The following is a 20,465-nucleotide window of genomic DNA, read 5'->3' as shown; positions in this document are numbered from 1 at the left end:
AATCCGTGAAAAAGACATCCCCAACAGAAAAGAACATAGCCGGTAGCGTGAAACCGGGCAAACCATCGGCAAGGAAGTATGTTTTTATCTGTTTGGTCAAACGTGTTTGGTCGGATGGATAAAATCATTCTTCCCGGTTTGTCTGCCGTGAGTGACGGCTTGTTCCATTTATGGAATGTGCGGTCATACACGGCTTTCCGCTTCCGGCTCAAAAGGACAACGAAAAAAGAAAAATCGTCAAAACCCCGTAAAAGCACCTCTTTGGCATAAGCACAAAAGAAAGGGGCCTTGTCTCATCAGTCTAAACTATTGTTTAGGCGTGAGGCAAAGCCCTTTTCTCCGCTTATGCGGCAGTCGGCACACGTTCGTTCAAAATCTTTTTGGGCGATGGTGTGCTGACGGATAAAATCGCTTTTACGGAAAAACTTGTGTGAGAAGAAAAAATCAGGAGATTCATTTCTAAATCTCCCGTTTTATTGTTACTTTTGCATACGAAGAGTTCTTTGAAGGTTACGCAACGCACAGAAGAATAATGCAGTAGATAACTAACTAATTCGTAACCTATTACTATTATGAGCGATTACCCAATGCTCATTTCCAATAAATTACACTCTTTTCGTAACTTCGAACTGCAAATATACTTCTTTTCAAGACTCGTCAAAGCATTTTGCTTCGTTCTTCACCTTTTTTGGATAAAAAATTCAAATAAGCAATAACTTTTTATCTCATTTCCACTATATTAGAATGATAAATGTATATCTTTGCAGGAATTTTGAAAGAAAATATAGATAAAACAATTTTTATGATTAACCCAATTGTTAAGACAATCGAGTTAGGAGATGGCAGAACCATCACGCTCGAGACGGGAAAGTTGGCAAAACAGGCAGACGGTTCTGTAATGCTTCGCATGGGAAACACCATGTTGCTTGCTACTGTTTGTGCCGCTAAAGATGCAGTTCCCGGAACAGATTTTATGCCGCTTCAGGTAGAGTACAAAGAGAAATTTTCAGCATTCGGCCGTTTTCCCGGTGGCTTTACCAAAAGAGAAGGAAGAGCTTCTGATTACGAAATCCTTACCTGCCGTTTGGTAGACCGTGCTCTCCGCCCTTTATTCCCCGATAATTATCACGCAGAAGTTTACGTAAATATTATCCTGTTCTCTGCCGATGGTGTCGATATGCCTGATGCATTGGCAGGGCTTGCCGCTTCGGCCGCACTCGCTGTTTCAGATATTCCATTCAACGGACCTATCTCAGAAGTACGTGTAGCACGTATTGACGGTAATTATGTGATCAACCCTACTTTCGATCAACTCGAAAAGGCCGATATGGATATCATGGTTGCCGCTACCTATGAAAATATCATGATGGTAGAAGGTGAAATGCACGAAGTATCAGAAGCAGAATTACTGGAAGCAATGAAAGTTGCCCACGAAGCAATCAAAGGCCACTGTAAAGCTCAGATAGAGTTGGCTCAAGAGGTTGGTAAAACAGTGAAACGCGAATACAATCACGAAGTTAATGACGAGGATCTTCGTAAAGCCGTTCGCGAAGCTTGCTATGAGAAATCATATGCCATCGCTGCTTCCGGAAACAGAAACAAGCACGAACGTCAAGATGCTTTCGATGCGATCCGCGATGAATTCAAAGCACAATTCACAGAAGAAGAACTGGCAGAAAAAGGAGCTTTGATCGATCGTTATTACCATGATGTAGAAAAAGAGGCGATGCGTCGTTGTATTCTCGACGAAGGCAAACGCCTTGACGGACGTAAGACAAACGAAATTCGTCCTATCTGGTGTGAAGTCGATTATCTGCCGGGACCTCACGGTTCTGCTATCTTCACCCGTGGTGAAACTCAATCACTGACTTCTGTGACATTAGGCACCAAACTGGATGAAAAAATCATAGACGATGTATTGGTTCACGGAAAAGAACGTTTCCTGTTGCACTATAATTTCCCTCCGTTCTCAACAGGTGAAGCAAAAGCACAGCGTGGTGTAGGACGTCGTGAAATAGGTCACGGACATTTAGCATGGCGTGCCCTGAAAGGAATGATCCCTGAAAACTATCCGTACGTAGTTCGTGTAGTTTCCGATATTCTCGAATCAAACGGTTCTTCTTCTATGGCTACCGTATGTGCCGGAACACTGGCATTGATGGATGCCGGTGTGAAGATCAAAAAACCGGTATCCGGTATTGCCATGGGATTAATCAAGAATGCCGGTGAAGACAAATACGCAGTACTTTCGGATATCTTAGGTGACGAGGACCACTTGGGAGATATGGACTTCAAAGTTACCGGAACCAAAGACGGTATCACTGCTACCCAAATGGATATCAAAGTAGACGGTTTGTCATTTGACATTCTCGAACGCGCATTGGAACAAGCAAAAGAAGGCCGTATGCACATCCTCGGCAAGATACATGAAACCATTGAAGAGCCACGTACCGAACTGAAAGACCATGCTCCACGTATCGAGACCATGACTATTCCGAAAGAATTCATCGGAGCCATCATCGGCCCGGGCGGAAAGATTATTCAGGGAATGCAAGAGGATACCGGTGCTACTATCACCATCGAAGAGGTAGACGGTGTAGGCCGTATCGAGATTGCAGGCACCAACAAAAAATCTATTGACGACGCAATGCGTATGATCAAAGGTATTGTTGCCGTACCGGAAGTCGGAGAAGTATATAAAGGTAAAGTACGTTCGATCATGCCTTACGGTGCATTCGTTGAATTCCTGCCGGGCAAAGATGGTTTGTTGCATATCTCTGAAATCGACTGGAAACGTCTGGAAACAGTAGAAGAAGCCGGTATCAAAGAGGGAGACGAAATCGATGTAAAATTGATGGATATCGATCCTAAGACAGGAAAATTCAAACTATCAAGAAAAGTATTACTTCCGAAACCGGAAAAGAAATAAGCAGAATACAATTCTTATATTTATAGATAGATGGCTGAATCACAACAGATTCAGCCATTTTCTTTCCAATTAATTTGTTTTTCTCAAAAAGAATACGTTGCTTTGTTATAAGAAAAAGAAAAAAACCTTTAAAACCAGTTAATGTCTCAGAGCAACCATCTTCATACCATGGATACTTTCACCCGGTTCTTTCAAGAGAACCAGGCCAAGTTTCTATCATTCGCTTATTCCTATATCAGAAATAAGACAGAGGCCGAAGATATACTGATGGAATCAATGATTGCTCTTTGGGAGAACCGCGATAAATGGGAAAATGATTCCAATCTACAAGCGCTATTACTAACCATTATCAAAAACAGGGCCTTAAACTATCTCGCACACGAACAAGTACGTCTGCGTGCGGAAGACGACATCAACACCCACCGGCAAAGAGAACTGAACTTACGCATATCTACCCTTGAAGCCTGCGAACCGGATACGATCTTCAACACAGAGATCCAACATATAGTCCGCAAAGCACTCACCAAAATGCCGGAACAAAGCCGGGATATATTCATATTGAGCCGCTATCAAAACACCCCTAACAAAATGATAGCTGAAAAACTCGGCATCTCCATCAAAAGTGTAGAGTTCCATATCACCAAAGCCCTAAAAATACTACGTACCGAACTAAAAGATTACCTGATCTCTATTCTTTTTTAAAAAAAGATTCTTTTTCCGTTAGGGTAACCTTAGGGTAACCTGTTATTATTATAGAAGGGGGAAGAAAGACCTCTCCCTATAATAACAGAAACAAAAAACCTTATGAACCAAGATCTATTATATAAGTATTTTAAAGGGAATGCCAATATCGAAGAAGAAAAGCAAATCCTTGATTGGGTAGACGCCTCCGATGAAAACAGAAAAGCGTTTCAAAAAGAACGTATGCTTTATGACATCGCCCTCTTCTCCGAAGAAAAACAATCCGAGCGTCTCAAAAGAAAAACCCGCATCCTGCCAATACTGCAATGGACAGCCCGTATTGCCGCAGTAATGATAATCTTATTCGGCAGCGGCCTTCTGTTCAAAGATTACCGGTATAATAAATCCGCCCAACTGCAAACAGTTGCAGTGCCCGCAGGGCAACGCGCACAAATCACACTGGCAGACGGAACCAAGGTATGGTTGAACTCTCAATCGACCCTGACTTATGCCAGTAACTTCGGACGCCAGGAAAGAAACGTCCTGCTGGACGGAGAAGCCTATTTTGAAGTTAGCAAGAACGAAAAGATTCCTTTTTTCGTCAATACCGAAACGAATAAAGTACGTGTGGTAGGCACCAGTTTTAATGTATGTGCCTACAACGGAAGCAACGAATTTGAAACGACCCTCGTAAAGGGTATAGTCGACATCTATACCTTGAAAGGGGAAAAACCGATCACCCGCCTGGAAAAAGGAGAATTTTTCGGTTTATATAACGGAAAAGCACAAAAGAAAATCCTTCCTTCTTACGACTATCTGAGATGGAAAGAGGGCCTGTACTGTTTCGACGACTCCCCTCTGAGCTGCATGTTCTCTAAATTGGAAAAATACTATAATGTAAAGATTACCGTCAATAATCCGAAATTATTAGATTACCATTGTACCGGCAAATTTAAAGAGCAAGACGGCATCGAACATATCCTCCGAGTGATTCAAAAAGATCATAAATTCACTTATCACATCAACGAAGAAAGAGATAGCATAGCCATAGAATAGGAAAAAAAGAGCTCAATAAAACCTTTAATTTAGTACTAACCCTTTAAAAACCAGAATGCACATGAAGTTATAAAAAATCCATTTATCCTCTAAAAAAGAGAATCGGAAAGTACCCCCATACTTTCCGATTCGAAACAGTCAAAAATCGACCTTAATCAATTTATTAACTTAACACATTACAAAGATATGAGAAAAATTTCTTTGAAAGGGCATTTATGCCCAAAAAGTTTAGCATTCAAGCAAATATTACTTACTATGAAGATTACTATTTTCTTTCTTTTGTTCGTAACATTCCAGGTCTACAGCGAAAACGGGTACTCGCAAAGCGCCAAAATCAGTATCCCCCGCTCAAGCTTGACGGTAAGTGAGTTACTATCCAAAATAGAATCACAGACCGATTATCTGTTTGTTTACAATAAACAGAATGTGGATACCAAACGCACCGTAACTGTCGATGCAGAGAATAAAGCCGTATCAGAAATACTGGATGAAGCGTTCGAAGGCACAGGTATCCATTATGTCATGGAAGGACACAACATTGTTCTTACCAGAAATAACGAAGATACAGCATCCGTACAACAAAACAAGCTTGCTATCAAAGGAATAGTAACCGATACAAAAGGCGAACCGATAATCGGCGCCAACATTTTGGAGAAAGGCACCACCAACGGTACAATCACCGATATAGATGGCAATTTCAGCCTGAACGTTCCTGCCGACGCCATTCTGGTGGTCACCTATGTAGGCTATCAGCCACAAACAATCAGTGTAAACGGGTTGAGGAATTTCAACATAAAGCTGGAAGAAGAAGCGCTCACCCTCGAAACCGTAGTAGTTACGGCAATGGGTATCAAGAAAAAAGAAGCTTCTTTGACTTACTCTACCCAGCAGCTCGGCGGCGATGAACTTACACGGGCCAAAGATCCGAACATGATCAATGCCCTGGCTGGAAAAACAGCCGGTGTACAGATCACCAAAAGTGCCGCCGGTTTGGGTGGATCGGCAAAAGTGGCCATCCGTGGTGCCCGTTCGGCTTTCGCTACCGGCAACAACCAGCCGTTGTATGTCATTGACGGTGTACCCATGCTGAACAACAGTACGGAATCGACTTCTACCGTAATGGGTGGCGAGAACGACGGTGTAAACCGGGATGCCGGTGACGGTATTTCCAATCTGAACCCGGACGACATCGAAAGTATGAATATACTAAAAGGAGCCTCCGCAGCTGCCCTCTACGGCTCACAAGCTGCCAATGGCGTTATTCTGATAACGACCAAAAAAGGAAAAGCCGGTATGCAACGTATTACTTATTCTTCCAATCTGACCGTAGATCATGCCATCAGCCTGCCCGAATTTCAAAATTCTTACGGACGCCTGGAAAACGGGACAAGCAGTTGGGGCAACCAAGCGTCTCTCACCGATTATGATAATGCCGGAAATTTCTTTAACAACGGCATCACTGCTATGAATTCCGTATCCATCATGACGGGAAACGAAAAGATGCAGACCTATTTTTCTTATGCGAACACTACCGCCAAAGGTATCATCGATTCCAACAAATTGCAAAAACACAATCTTACTTTGCGCGAAACGGCAAACTTCTTCAACGAACGTTTGAAACTGGATGGAAATGCCAATCTGATGACGCAAACCATCAAGAACAGCCCGTCATCCGGCGGTTATTACCTCAACCCATTGGTAAATGTATACGGTTTCCCCCGTGGTATGGATATGGCTCCCTACCGGGACAACTTCGAGACATACGACACCGACCGTAACATGAATCTCCAAAACTGGTATGTCACCAATGAAGACGGTACTATCAGCGAATGGGATCAGAATCCTTACTGGATTAAAAACCGGGTTACAAACAACAATAAACGCTATCGTGCCATGGCTGCCCTGACCGCAAGTGTGGAAGCTACGGAATGGCTGACCATCCAAGCCCGTGGTAATGTAGACTACGTAAGCGATAAATTTGAAAACAAAATGTATGCATCCACCTCACCGAATATTGCAGGAACATACGAAGGTAAAATGAACGGACGCTATGTGTGGTCGGACAACCAACAGTTGCTGCTCTACGGAGATGCAATGGCCATGTTCAACAAGACATTCGACAAGTTCTCCATAAACGGTGCAATCGGTGCAAGTATCAACGTCAGCACAGTCAACTCATTGATGATAGACTCCAAGACGGCTTCTCTATACCGTCCGAACGTATTTACCGTAGCCAATGTCGTGACCTCTTCAAAGGCGGGCATAACGCAAGAGATCGATTCCAGAAGAATGACCCAATCGGTATTTGCAACCGCCCAGTTGGGTTGGGACGAAGCAATCTATATGGACATTACTGCCCGTAACGATTGGTCTTCCACTTTAGCACATACCAACAGCATGAACTCCGGATTCTTCTATCCGTCAGTAGGGCTTACCTGGATTTTATCCAAAAGTCTGAGAATGCCGGATTGGATCTCTTTCAGTAAAATCCGAGGTTCATGGGCACAGGTAGGTAACGACCTTCCGATCGGAATCACCAATCCGGCCGATATCATTCAGGCAGGAGGTACCATCCAAGTCAATGATACCGAGCAGCGTGGCGACTTAAAACCGGAAATAAGCAATTCCATCGAGTTCGGAACAGAATGGCGCTTCTTCAGCAGTCGCCTGGGTATCGACTTCACCTGGTATCAGACAGACACGAAGAACCAATTGTTGAGAATGCCCAACCCGGCCGGTTCGCTTTTTGCATACCGCTATGTCAATGCCGGAAAAATCCGGAACAAAGGTTTCGAACTGACAGTCGATGCCACACCTCTTATGAATGATAATTTCCGTTGGAAAACCGCTATCAATGTATCGGCCAATCGCAATGAAGTGATCTCCCTTCATCCCGATTATACCCAATTCAGTTATGGACAGGAAGGTTTCTCCATGGCTTACCAAATGCGCATCAAGGAAGGCGGCAAGCTGGGTGACATCTATGGAAACGCATTTGCCCGCAATGCAGACGGTACCATTCAAACCAATGCCGATGGCACTCCAATCGGGAAAACCGGTAACCAAGACCTTTTGGGTAACAGTAACCCGGACTGCATGCTGGGATGGAGCAATACCTTTACTTACAAAGGATTCAGCCTTTACTTCCTGATCGATGCCCGTATCGGAGGGGATGTTATGTCACTCACGCAGGCCGATCTCGATTCGCGCGGGGTAACTAAGGAAACAGCAGAAGCCCGTGATCGCGGCTACGTAGAATATCAAGGCCAGAGATTCGAGAACGTCAAAGGATTCTACGGTACAACAGGTGGTCGTAACGGTATTTCCGAATACTATATGTATGATGCAACCAATATCCGTTTACGCGAATTATCGCTCGGCTATTCGTTTCCGCAGTCATTATTGGCAAAGACAAAAGTATTTAAAGGCATCGATCTCTCATTGGTAGCCCGCAACTTGTTCTTCTTCTACAAAGATGCACCGTTCGACCCGGATGCCACCCTGTCGGTAGGAAACAACAATCAAGGCATCGATGTCTTTGGTATGCCCACCACCCGTAACATCGGTTTCAACGTGAAATTTACATTTTAACCCTTTATCCACAGATCATTATGAAAAGATATAAATATATTGCAGCATTACTCATAGGAAGTTTGATCGGTTTTTCCGGATGTACCGATAATTTCGAATCGGACAATGAAATAAAAGGCGCCTTCAATGACGAAGTAAAAGAGTACGATTATCAAAAATACACAATGCCTCTCGAAATCATTCAATCCGGTATTTACTTTCAGTATAACTGGGGCGACGGAATCAATTGGCCCTGGCAGATCACTCAGGCTCTTCAGCACGATATGTTCTCCGGTTATTTCCATGATCAGGTTTCGAAGTTCAATGACAAAAATTCTGTATATAAAATCAATACCGGATGGACGAATGCAGCCTGGAATTATACTTATAAATACATATTTCCCGTAGCCCACTCTTCCGAGCTGAACAGTGAAGGCGTAGAACAAGCCATTCACTATTATGGATTGACCCAAATTCTGAAAGTCGAGCTTATGCACCGCATCTCGGACACTTACGGCCCTGTAGTGTACAGCAAATTCGGAAACGGTGAAGTCAATTCCGTAGATACACAGCAAGAAGCGTATGCCGCTTTCTTCAGTGACCTTGACAAGGGAATCGATGCTATGGACAAATATCTGAAAAACGGAGGTGATGACCTTTCACTCAACGCCAACGACATGCTGAATGCCAAAAGCATAAAAGACTGGATCAAGTTCGCTAATTCCCTGCGTCTCCGCCTGGCCATGCGTATATCCAACGTAGATAAAACAAATGCCGAAATCCAAGCAAAGAAAGCATTGGCAAATCCATACGGAGTACTTGAAGCCGCCAATGAAATCATCCAAGTTTCCGGACATGGCTATACCAATCCGCTCATCGCGATCGGCGGCTGGGGCGAAGCGTATATGGGTGCTACCATGGCCTCCGTGCTCAATGGTTACGAAGACCCCCGCCGGGAAAAATGGTATAACAAGGCAACTTTAAAAGGATATGAAAATGAATGGTTAGGAATACCGCAAGGCGTATTCATGCAAGAGGGCGATCCTAATTATTACGGTGGATATTCAGCTCTCAATACGGCCGGCGGCGAAACGACTCCGGCTATTCTGATGACAGCTGCCGAAGTCTGGTTTCTCCGTGCAGAAGCCGCTTTACGTGGGTTCAGCAACGAAACTCCCAAAACCTGTTATGAAACAGGTATAAAAACTTCATTTACCCAATGGGGTGTGGGTGATGCAACCAACTATTTGGCAAGCGATAAAAAACCGTCGGACTATAAAGAAATGGTTCCTGCCAGTGGTGGAAAAGATATGAAAGCTCTTATCACCATCTCCCCTAAATGGAATGATACTGCCGGAAAAGAAGGACAATTAGAGCAAATCATTACTCAGAAATGGCTGGCTTGCTGGCCCGAAAGTTACGAAGCATGGAGTGAACAACGCCGTACCGGTTATCCTAAACTATTTAAGGTACAAACAAACAACAGTGGCGGCACCATCGATACGAATGATATGATACGCCGTCTGCCTTTCTCTACGGATGACGCAGATAAAGATCCCGTACAATACGATCTCCTAAAGAAAGCTCTCGGAGGTCCGGATCATGGCGGTACCCGTTTATGGTGGGATGCAGGCAAAAATAACTTCTAAAAAGCCCAAACATAAAGACTTTGATTAATGGTGTTTTCTCCGTATTAGTTTAGTGTTGTAAGGAGAAGATTGGAAGGAGTAAGATCGTGAGATTTTACTCCTTCGTATTTTAAGACTGCCGGCAACTTATTTTCATAAAAATCAGAATCCAAACGCTTGAAAGATTCGAAGCAAATCACTCTTATAACCGCAATGTTGCAGCAAGAGCAACTCGATTTTTAAAACCTTCCCGAACATCTCACAAATAAAAAAATCGATATCCCCATCATTGATTCAATGAATTTACAAGTTTCTCGTTGATAGCCTTCAACTTCTTCCCGTCCAGCTTAATAACCTTCCTGTCATAAGTCATCAACCCGTTCACCTCTACTTCCACATCAGTAGTCTGTGTATAAACGGCTGCACTGAACCCGCGTGCAATCAAGTCATACAGTTGATTGGCATATTTAATGTATTCATTCGTCACGTCTTCCGATGAATTAAACTGAACATAGCCCCAGTTACGGTTCGGTTCCCAGATATGATCTTTCACAACCCATCCTATACCGCCATATTCACCCAATACATTGGCCCGTTGCCCGTCATAGAGATACATGTCAGGAGCCGGATAATTATGCAGATCGAGCATATCGCCACAAGTATAATGATTACCGCCACTCGCAGGATTCACCAGACGGGTAGGATCATACCGCTTCGTCCACTCGGCGATTTCCGGTGTTTTAAACTGCCCCCATGCTTCATTAAACGGCACCCATGTACCGATACAGGGATACGAATACAGACAATCCATGATCTCTTTCCATTCTTTGCGGTAACAAGCCTCCGACTCTGCCGAACGCTTATTCTCCGTACCATCAAAATATCTGCGATTCTGCCATTCGGGGCCACGATCACCACTCGGCATGTCCTGCCATACAATAATGCCCAAACGGTCACAATGGGTGTACCAGCGTGCCGGCTCCACCTTGATGTGTTTACGGATCATATTATAACCGAAATCCTTGGTTTTCTGAATGTCATACAGTAAAGCCTCATCGGCAGGCGCCGTATACAGACCATCCGGCCACCAGCCCTGATCGAGGGGACCAAACTGGAATAAAGGTGCATTGTTCAATTCCAGACGAACAATCCCGTTGGCATCACGTCCGGTAGAGAATTTACGCATGGCAGCATAACTATCCACCTCGTCCACAGTCTTCCCTCCATTCTTCAATGCCACTTTCAGCGTGTAGAGGAAAGGAGAAGAAGGGCTCCACAATTTCATGTCGGCAGGCATGGCAATATCCACCGTTTCTCCATTCACACTTTTTCCGGTAGCCACCAGACGAGTTCCGTCGAATACATTCACTTCCAGCAAATCCGAAGCATCGATTTTATTCGTCAAGACTTTCACAGATAACTGATTCCTGTCAATATCGGGTGTAATACGCAAATTGGTGATATAATGACCGGCCACGGGTTCCAGCCACACTGTCTGCCATATTCCGGTGACCGGTGTATACCAAATACCTTCCGGGCGGTTTACCTGTTTTCCACGAGGCTGATAGCCGTCATCCGTCGGATCCCATACCTTTACAACCAGCTTGTTATCACCCTTACGGTTCATCGCTGCCGTTATGTCGAAAGAAAACGGAGTAAAACCTCCGGTATGGCTACCAACCTTCACATCATTTACCCACACATCTGTTTTCCAATCTACAGCACCAAAATGCAACAGTACCCTCTTTTCTTTCCATGCCTGCGGCACACTGAATGTACGCCGATACCAGAGCTCTCTCTTTGCGCCTACCGTTTTTCCTACTCCCGAAAGAGAAGATTCTACCGCAAAAGGAACCAGAATCTGTCCGTCAAAGCTGGTAGGTATCCCCGGTTTACCGACTTCCGTAATTGCATAATCCCACAAACCGTTCAGATTTTTCCAGTCATCGCGAACCATTATCGGCCGAGGATATTCCGGTAACACTTCAGCTATATTTATCTCATCGGCCCACTTTGTTTTAATACGGTCTCCAGCCGGTTTCCACTGAGCAAAAGATACGGACACAAAAGAGATTAATAAAAAAGAGAAAAATAAAAGTTTCTTCATCGTGCTATGTTTTTAGTTTTAAATTTGCACAAAAATAGCCCGAAGTTCTCTTTCTGAATACAAGATTTAAGCCATTTAATAGTTCTATTATGCCAAATGAGGGTTTATAAGGAGAAATTAGAATCAAAATACAAAATTAAGGAGAGCAGTCCCATATATTCCTCCCGACAAAGCACATACCTTCCTGTTGTTGATAAATATATATTTTCAGAAGCAGAACATCCCCATGTTCTCAAGTAAAACATCCCCATGTTTTGAAATAGAACATCCCCATGTTGTACACCACAACATCCGGATGTTTTCATGCATCATCTACTATCCTAATGTCAAGTATACTCTATCATCAACAACTCATTACCATAGTGCTCGACCATAGTATAAGTATATCATGGTTATTGTGAAAGTTATATCGTGATTTATCCTTTCCGGCAAAAACAGTCCACCAGATGGTCATTGATAAACCCCGAAGCCTGCAAATGAGCGTAGCAAATGGTCGTCCCGAAGAATTTGAATCCCCTTTTTTTCATATCCTTGCTCATAGCATCGGATTCGGGAGACGATACCGGAATCTCACTCAATGAACGAAAAGTATTGATAATCGGTTTCCTGTCGGGAAAGAATGGCAATGTATATTCATAAAAGCTACCGAACTCTTTTTGCAGACCGAGAAACAGCCTTGCATTGGTGATGGTCGACTTGATTTTCAGACGGTTTTTCACAATGCCGTCAAACTGCATCAACCGCTCTACATCTTCATCGGTCATTTGTGCCACCAACCCGGCATCAAAATTACAAAAAGCCTTGCGATATCCCTCCCGTTTCCTAAGGATCGTTATCCAGCTCAATCCGGCTTGCGCACCCTCCAATACAAGAAACTCAAACAGCGTCTTGTCGTCGGTCACCAATTTCCCCCACTCTTGATCATGGTATTTCACATACAGTTCGTCAGTTCCGCACCAACCGCAACGTCCGTTTATTATATCTTGCATAATCATAACATTTATAATACGTTTCAAAGATAATGGATTCACCGCAGCACACCAAATGCTCAACAAACTATTCTACTCATAAACAGCAACCGGCAATTCTCCCCGCAAAGCTCCCAATGCGTTCTGTGCCAAAGCCTCCAACTCATCCTCACCCGGATATACATGCACCGGTGCCAGAAAAGAGATGCGTGCCGTGAGGCGGGAAACTACATACTCGGAATGGGTAATTCCGCCAGTCAACAGGATAGCGTCGATTTTGCCGTAAAGGGTAACAGCCGCCGCACCGATACCTTTGGCTACCTGATAGATCATGGCATTCAATATCAGTTCGGCTTTTTGATCTCCCTTTTCGATAGAAGCCACGATAGCGGGAATATCGGTCGTACCCAAATGGGCTGTCAGCCCGGCACGACCGGAAATGCGTTTCTTTAATTCATCCTTTGTGAAACGCCCGCTATAACAAAGGTCGATCAATGGTCCTGCCGGAAGCGTGCCGGCACGTTCGGGTGAGAATGGCCCCTCACCGTCGAGCGCATTATTCACATCGATGGCACGGCCATGTTCATGCGCACCGATGGAAATTCCACCGCCAAGATGGCAAATCACCAGGTTCAGATCTTCGTATCTCGTATGATGCTCACGGGCATACCGACGAGCAATCGCCCGTTGATTCAACGCATGCCAGATGGTGATGCGCGGCATCAGAGGAGAGCCTGTAATGTGAGGAATCTCATCCATCTCGTCCACTACACCGGGATCTGCTATAAAGGCACGGCAACCGGGAAGCATGGAAGCCAACTCATCAGCTATGAGACACCCCAAGTTACAGGCATGCGTACGCATGGCATGAAGCGTATCCTGCCGCATGGCCTCATTCACCTCGTACACCCCGCCGGGAATAGGTTTCACCAAACCGCCACGACCGATAATGGCATCAAACCGGAAAGGAATGCCCTCCTTCTCCAATTCGGTAAGCACAAGTGATTTACGAAATTCGAACTGATCGGTCACCTCCGGGAAAACAGCCAGTTCTTCTACCGTATGTCGGATGTTTCGAACCAGCAACGGCGTTTCGTCTTCATAGACGGCAATCTTTGTCGAGGTAGAACCGGGATTAATAGCAAGAATCTTCATAAGTTGTTTATTTACAGGTGAGGCAGGCCATCGCCATGCTATAATATTTAGACAGACCGGAATCGCTACGCGAGGGCAATACAACCGGACAAACAGGACCTTGCAGCAGTCCCGCCATATCGGCATTGGCAAAAAGGGAAACCGACTTATAGAACGTATTGCCCGATTCTATATTAGGGAATATCAGTACATCCGCCTGCCCGTCGATAGGAGAAACAATTCCCTTTATGCTACCGCTTGCCTGTTCACAAGAAGTACGGACATCCAGCGGACCGTCAATAATTACATTACCGAATTCACCAGCCTCCGCCAACTCGACGATATTTACATAGTCCAGGGAATGAGGAAATTTGGCACTGACTTTCTCCGTGCAATGGATAAGAGAGATGCGCGGCTGTTCTATTCCGAAAGAACGGCAAGTATGAATGGCATACCAGATCATCTCGATACGTTGCTGCAAAGTAGGTCGCGGAATAACGGCAGCATCAGAAAAAAACAGCAGTTTATTATAAGTAGGTATCTGCATGACCGCAAGATGCGTCAGCACTTTCCCTTTGGGTAGCAGCCCTTTTTCCTTGTCCAAAATAGCATGAAGCAGATTATCCGTATTAATAATACCTTTCATCAGAATATCCGCACCGCCTTCACGGACAATACGCACCGCCTCTCGGGCCGCCTCATCCGAATCTTCCATATGGATCGTCTTTACATATTCCGGATATTTTCTCAGAGTCGGATACTTTTCAAGAATAGCCGAATCACCAATCATCAGGAACTCGGCAATTCCTTCTTCAAGAGCACGGGCTATGGCATATTCCGTATTGGCGTCATTGGCACATACTACCGCAATTCTCTTGCGTCGGTTCAGTGTTTTCAGATGGGAAGTCAGCTGATCGAAAGTTCTAATAGGTTCCATAACGTTAGATTTTTAGCAAATATCAGAAAAATGATTGAGAAATACAGCATAGTAAGGGAGAAAAATAACGCGTTTATATAACATTTTGTCATGGAAAGAAAAATTATTTTAAAAACTTATGTCATAATCCGGTGAATACGTACATTTGCAAAAATAACCGAACATATGAACAGCCTGATTCTTCCCCCTTATTTGCACGAAGGCGATAAAGTCGCCATCGTCTCTCCATCGAGCAAGATAGACAAATCATTTCTGAAAGGAGCGAAAAAGCGATTGGAATCCTGGGGACTGAAGGTGATTATGGGCAAACACGCCGGCAGTGCTTCCGGTAGATATGCCGGAACCGTCAAGCAACGTTTGAGCGACCTCCAAAGCATGATGAATGACCCGGAGATAAAGGCCATTTTCTGCAGTCGTGGCGGATACGGTGCGGTACACCTCGTACAGGCACTGGATTTCACCCTCTTTCGCGAATCCCCCAAATGGCTGATAGGATTCAGTGACATCACAGCATTGCACAATCTGATTCAATCCAACGGTTTTGCTTCTTTGCATGCCCCCATGGCACGGCATCTGACAGTAGAACCCGAAGACGATCCCTGTTCTCTGCATCTGAAAAATATTCTAAGCGGCACGTTACCGGAATACTCCTGTCCGAAACACAAATTGAACCGCCAAGAAACCGCCAGGGGGATTCTGAGAGGGGGGAATATGGCCGTATTTTACGGACTGCGCGGCACTCCTTACGACATTCCGCCCGAAGGCAGCATTCTGTTTATCGAAGACATCAGCGAACGCCCGCATGCCATAGAGCGTATGATGTATAATTTGAAGTTAGGAGGGGTACTTGAAAAGCTCTCCGGACTCATCATCGGTCAATTCACGGAATATGAAGAAGACCGTTCATTAGGGAAAGAGCTATACGCCGCACTGGCCGATCTGGTAAAAGAGTACGATTATCCGGTCTGTTTTGACTTTCCGGTAGGGCACGTCACCCGCAATCTTCCTCTGATCAACGGAGCGGAAGTAGAATTGAATGTCGGCAAGAAAGCAACAGAATTAAAGTTCATTTGTTAATAAACCATGTCCGCAGAAGCAAACTACAGTGAAAATCATTACTTTTGCCGATATAATACAACAGTTACTTAAAATGAAAAAGAATTATATCATGTCATTAGTGGGGTTATTATTACTTTTCACACTGTCACTTTCTTCTTGCGGCAACAAGAATAAAGCAAGCGAAATGACGAAAGAGACCGTAGCCACCATACAGGCACCTCAGTTCGATGCCGACAGTGCCTATCAATATGTAAAAGAACAGGTCGATTTCGGACCGCGTGTGCCCAACAGCAAAGGGCATGTGGCCTGCGGCAACTATCTTGCCGGACAACTGGAAAGGTTCGGTGCTACGGTTACCAACCAGTATGCCGATCTTATCGCCTATGACGGTACCCTGCTGAAAGCACGCAACATTATCGGTTCTTATAAGCCGGAAAATAAAAAGCGCATCGCCCTCTTTGCACACTGGGATACCCGTCCCTGGGCAGACAATGATCCGGATAAAAAGAACCACTATACGCCAATCTTAGGAGCCAATGACGGTGCAAGCGGTGTAGGAGTACTTCTTGAGATAGCCCGTCAGATTCAACAGCAACAACCCGAACTCGGTATCGATATCATCTTCCTCGATGCCGAAGACTACGGCACGCACCAGGCCAGCGGCAAGCATCAGGAGGACTCCTGGTGTCTGGGATCACAATACTGGGCACGTAATCCGCATGTGCCGGGGTATAACGCCCGTTTCGGCATATTGCTCGACATGGTAGGCGGCCAGCAACCTACTTTCTATCGCGAAGCCTATTCCGAAAAATATGCCAAAGATGTCAACCGGAAAGTCTGGAAAAAGGCTAACGAACTGGGATACGGAAAATATTTCATCGATGAAGTAATGGGGGGTGCTACAGACGACCACCTGTTCATCAACGAAATTGCCGGAATCAAGACGATCGACATCATCCCTTGTGACCCGGAAGGAGAATATTCGTTCGATCCTACATGGCACACAATCAAAGATGATATGGACAACATTGACCGGAATACCCTCAAGGCTGTGGGACAAACGGTGATGGGAGTCATTTACAACGAGAAATAAGAGAGGGGAAGCCTCTCCCCGACCCTCTCCGTGGGAGAGGGAGTAAAGTTGGATCTGTAACCGGATGGTAATCATAAAGCATCTTTGATCCCCTCTCCTGTGGAGAGGTTCTTGAAAGAAAGACCACCAAAATATTATAACTATGTCAATTAATGAATTACAAGACGAAGTAATTGCGGAATTCAGTGATTTCGACGACTGGATGGACCGCTATCAATTACTTATCGACTTAGGAAACGAGCAAGAAGCGCTCGATGAGAAATATAAAACGGAGCAAAACCTCATTGAAGGTTGCCAAAGCCGCGTGTGGTTGCAGGCGGATGAGGTGGACGGAAAAGTTATATTCAAAGCCGAAAGCGATGCGCTGATCGTAAAAGGCATCATAGCCCTACTGATTAAAGTCGTTTCGGGGCATACTCCGGACGAGATTCTGAATGCCGACCTTTACTTTATAGACAAAATAGGATTGAAAGAGCACCTGTCTCCTACCCGGAGCAACGGATTGCTTTCGATGGTAAAACAAATGCGACTCTATGCATTGGCATTCAAAGCCAAAGAGAGTAAAGAATAAGATCCGGTCCGTCCGCCCGTCAGAAATGTGCAGAGGTCACAGAGTTACAATCAAAAGATGGTAAACTCTGTGACCTCTGTGCATTTTTTATGCCGGATCATTCATCTAACAAATGACGCAAAATATAGCTCACATGTAGAAAATCCCTCTCCACGTGCTTTCCATGCAGCATTATTGCTACAAAAGTCTCATTTATTGCCAAATTTACAACAGTATAAAACTTCCAAAACGGCTAACTTTGCCTTATCCGGGGCGTACTGTATACCTGTCTGTTTTTCCGGAATAACATGAATAAAGCAAAATAATCCATATTCAAAGTATTTTTCTCTATTTCCCTGTGCAGAAAAACCCGATTACTTTGCAATATGAATAAAACAGCAGAATTCATTTACAAACTAAATAGTATTTATACCATGAAATTAAAAGCGATTTTACTGGCAGGACTTCTCTGCCTCTCCGGCATCATCCATGCCGCAGATAACCCAGTAATAAAAATCGAGACGGCAACTACCAGCCTTATTTTCCGCGTAGGAGATAACGGCCGGCTCTATCAATCCTATCTGGGGAAACGACTTCACAACGAAGCCGACATCCGTCATCTGCCCCAAGGTACAGAGGGTTATCTGACACACGGTCTGGAAGATTATTATGAACCGGCCCTGCACATCGTACACAATGACGGCAATCCTTCGACATTGCTGAAATACACCTCACATAGCAGCCAAAAATTGGCAGACGGTGCTACCGAAACGGTCATCACTCTGAATGACGACCAGTATCCGATCACCGTCAAACTGCATTATGTGGCCTATCCCGCCGAAAACATCATCAAGACATTCAGCGAAATCAGCCACAAAGAAAAAAAACCGGTCAGCTTGCAGAAGTATGCTTCATCCATGTTGCATCTGAACCGCAATAAATACTTCCTGACGGAATTTAGCGGTGACTGGTCACACGAAGCCAATGTCACCGAACGCGAACTGGCCTACGGTAAAAAAGTAATCGACACCAAATTAGGTGCACGCGCCAACATGTTCGTATCCCCTTTCTTCCAGGTATCGCTGGATAATCCATCGGAAGAAAATGCCGGTGAGGTATTGGTAGGTACTTTAGGATGGACCGGTAACTTCCGTTTTACTTTCGAAGTAGATCATCAGAATCATCTGCGCGTTATCAGTGGTATCAACCCTTATGCATCGGAATACAGCCTGCCGGCGAATGAAGTGTTCCGTACACCGGATTTCTACTTTACCTATAGTTTGAACGGTAAAGGACAGGCCAGCCGCAATTTCCACGACTGGGCGCGCCGCTATCAGGTGAAAGCCGGAGACGAAACACGCATGACGCTGCTCAACAACTGGGAAGCTACTTATTTTGATTTCAACGAAGATAAATTAGTTGCTCTTATCGGCGAAGCCAAACATTTAGGTGTAGACATGTTCCTGCTGGATGACGGATGGTTTGCCAATAAATACCCGCGCAGCAGTGATCATCAAGGTTTGGGCGACTGGACGGAAACCGCCGACAAACTGCCTAACGGCATCGGTAAATTGACTGCCGAAGCAAAGCAACAAGGAGTCAAGTTCGGGTCTGGGTACAAGAATAAAGGATAAATAGTTGATAATAAACTATTTATCCTTTTCTTCTTTTCAAGAATGTTCCCATTTTGTTCCCGTATAGGATTCTATTTAAAGCGAAATTTAATTGGATTCAAATTCTGTCTTACGAAAATTAATATATTATGCGAATCAGTAGTTGAACTCTGATTCCTTGTTTTAGAAAATTAGATAAATGAATGCGATGGCAATTTTGGGTCAACGTAACAATCTGAGGGATTTTATATTTAAGCATATAATTTAGCAAGTCTATATAAGAAAAAAGCTCTATCTCTTACTCCTCTGAACTGTGCTCTAAATGCTTTGATTTTAGCATTGAATGACTCTGCTGCGGCATTGGTTGCCCTCCTTTCAAAAAAATTGATTATATCCAGATAATGTGTTTGTATAGAACGTGCGACCCTTCCAAAGGTGAGGAACCCTGATTTATCTACTTCATCATACCACCTTGCCAGCCTTGTCAAAGCAATATCCTTAAACTTACACTGATGATAGATTAAGCCTAACCGCATAGACAGATAATATCCTTTCTTTATATCGGGATATTCCTTGAAAAGAATTTCAGCCCGTATTCTTTGAGACTGAGTCCATAAGGATTCCTTCTTGTAAAGCAGATAAATACTTCTCGCTAACAACTGCTTTCTTGTATCTCCATTAGCGAAAACAGGTGCATGATACATCTTTCCACAGGCCTTTGCATAAGCAATCTGAGTGGACTCTTCATCCAAAGCCTCCCAGCGAGCTTTTACCCGCATCTCTTGCACCGCTTCATAAGCTAACTTCTGTACGTGAAAGCGATCGGTAACACGTTTGGCCGCAGGAAAGCAGATGCGTGCAATCTGCTCCATGTTAGGAGCCATATCCAAAGTAATCTCGCGCACTTGGTAACGGCGGCGACGGGATAGCTTAAGCAGGACAGAAGTGACCGTATGAACGTCCGTACCTTTAATGATAGCAATCATACTACCTTTACCACCGTGAGCTTCTTTATTGGTCAGTACAGTATAGAGTTCTCCACGCGAGAGGGCTACTTCATCAATACAGATATAAGCACCGATATTCTTTTCGAATAGTAGCCAATCCTCTGCATGAACAAGTTGGTCCCAATGGAGATAA

General features: G+C 44.5%; 13 protein-coding genes and 1 pseudogene. 9 read left to right on the top strand and 5 right to left on the bottom strand.

The window, feature by feature from the left end:
- Nucleotides 1–802: 802 nt before the first annotated feature.
- The 5 genes from pnp to QVP90_RS05475 all read left to right on the top strand — a co-directional run bounded on the left by pnp (nucleotide 803) and on the right by QVP90_RS05475 (nucleotide 9,885).
- Nucleotides 803–2,929: a polyribonucleotide nucleotidyltransferase gene (gene pnp / locus QVP90_RS05495; protein WP_264380920.1), complete on the top strand. Its 2,127-nt coding sequence runs from the start codon at nucleotides 803–805 to the stop codon at nucleotides 2,927–2,929.
- A gap of 141 nt (nucleotides 2,930–3,070) precedes the next feature.
- Nucleotides 3,071–3,631: an RNA polymerase sigma-70 factor gene (locus QVP90_RS05490; protein WP_007479947.1), complete on the top strand. Its 561-nt coding sequence runs from the start codon at nucleotides 3,071–3,073 to the stop codon at nucleotides 3,629–3,631.
- A 102-nt stretch (nucleotides 3,632–3,733) separates the two neighbouring features.
- Nucleotides 3,734–4,666, top strand: a complete 933-nt coding sequence (locus QVP90_RS05485; RefSeq protein ID WP_021935878.1) for a FecR family protein — start codon at nucleotides 3,734–3,736, stop codon at nucleotides 4,664–4,666.
- Nucleotides 4,667–4,852: 186 nt separating this feature from the next.
- A complete protein-coding gene (locus QVP90_RS05480) occupies nucleotides 4,853–8,257 on the top strand; it encodes a TonB-dependent receptor (RefSeq protein ID WP_021935877.1) in 3,405 nt (1,134 codons plus the stop codon).
- Between the two features lie 20 nt (nucleotides 8,258–8,277).
- The gene (locus tag QVP90_RS05475; protein ID WP_021935876.1) at nucleotides 8,278–9,885 is read left to right on the top strand and encodes a SusD/RagB family nutrient-binding outer membrane lipoprotein; all 1,608 of its coding nucleotides are present in this window, start codon (nucleotides 8,278–8,280) and stop codon (nucleotides 9,883–9,885) included.
- 265 nt (nucleotides 9,886–10,150) lie between these two features.
- Here the strand turns inward: QVP90_RS05475 and QVP90_RS05470 are convergent, their stop codons facing one another.
- From QVP90_RS05470 to QVP90_RS05455, 4 genes are all read right to left on the bottom strand, one after another.
- Nucleotides 10,151–11,971, bottom strand: a complete 1,821-nt coding sequence (locus QVP90_RS05470; RefSeq protein WP_021935875.1) for a glycoside hydrolase family 2 protein — start codon at nucleotides 11,969–11,971, stop codon at nucleotides 10,151–10,153.
- A 416-nt stretch (nucleotides 11,972–12,387) separates the two neighbouring features.
- A complete protein-coding gene (locus tag QVP90_RS05465) occupies nucleotides 12,388–12,960 on the bottom strand; it encodes a DNA-3-methyladenine glycosylase I (protein ID WP_021935874.1) in 573 nt (190 codons plus the stop codon).
- Nucleotides 12,961–13,032: 72 nt separating this feature from the next.
- A complete protein-coding gene (gene buk, locus QVP90_RS05460) occupies nucleotides 13,033–14,094 on the bottom strand; it encodes a butyrate kinase (RefSeq protein WP_007479938.1) in 1,062 nt (353 codons plus the stop codon).
- A gap of 7 nt (nucleotides 14,095–14,101) precedes the next feature.
- Nucleotides 14,102–15,010, bottom strand: coding sequence for a phosphate acyltransferase (locus tag QVP90_RS05455; protein WP_005928831.1), 909 nt, complete (start codon nucleotides 15,008–15,010; stop codon nucleotides 14,102–14,104).
- Between the two features lie 165 nt (nucleotides 15,011–15,175).
- Between QVP90_RS05455 and QVP90_RS05450 the strand changes: the two genes are divergently transcribed.
- The 4 genes and pseudogenes from QVP90_RS05450 to QVP90_RS05435 all read left to right on the top strand — a co-directional run.
- Nucleotides 15,176–16,087 (top strand): S66 peptidase family protein, encoded by a 912-nt coding sequence (locus tag QVP90_RS05450; protein WP_021935873.1) that lies wholly within the window; start codon nucleotides 15,176–15,178, stop codon nucleotides 16,085–16,087.
- Between the two features lie 73 nt (nucleotides 16,088–16,160).
- The gene (locus QVP90_RS05445; RefSeq protein ID WP_264380921.1) at nucleotides 16,161–17,162 is read left to right on the top strand and encodes a M20 family metallopeptidase; all 1,002 of its coding nucleotides are present in this window, start codon (nucleotides 16,161–16,163) and stop codon (nucleotides 17,160–17,162) included.
- A 142-nt stretch (nucleotides 17,163–17,304) separates the two neighbouring features.
- A complete protein-coding gene (locus QVP90_RS05440) occupies nucleotides 17,305–17,733 on the top strand; it encodes a SufE family protein (RefSeq protein WP_005928823.1) in 429 nt (142 codons plus the stop codon).
- 413 nt (nucleotides 17,734–18,146) lie between these two features.
- Nucleotides 18,147–19,322: pseudogene (locus tag QVP90_RS05435) on the top strand (glycoside hydrolase family 36 N-terminal domain-containing protein); the annotation flags it as partial.
- A gap of 254 nt (nucleotides 19,323–19,576) precedes the next feature.
- On the opposite strand, the gene QVP90_RS05430 reads toward QVP90_RS05435, so the two are convergent.
- Nucleotides 19,577–20,465: ISAon1 family transposase (locus tag QVP90_RS05430; RefSeq protein WP_288203966.1), on the bottom strand; the 889-nt coding region annotated here is incomplete at its 5' end.

This window comes from Bacteroides sp. CAG:189 (assembly GCF_000432295.1).
Taxonomy (GTDB): domain Bacteria; phylum Bacteroidota; class Bacteroidia; order Bacteroidales; family Bacteroidaceae; genus Bacteroides; species Bacteroides salyersiae.
This window is presented reverse-complemented; position numbering and strand designations above follow the sequence as displayed.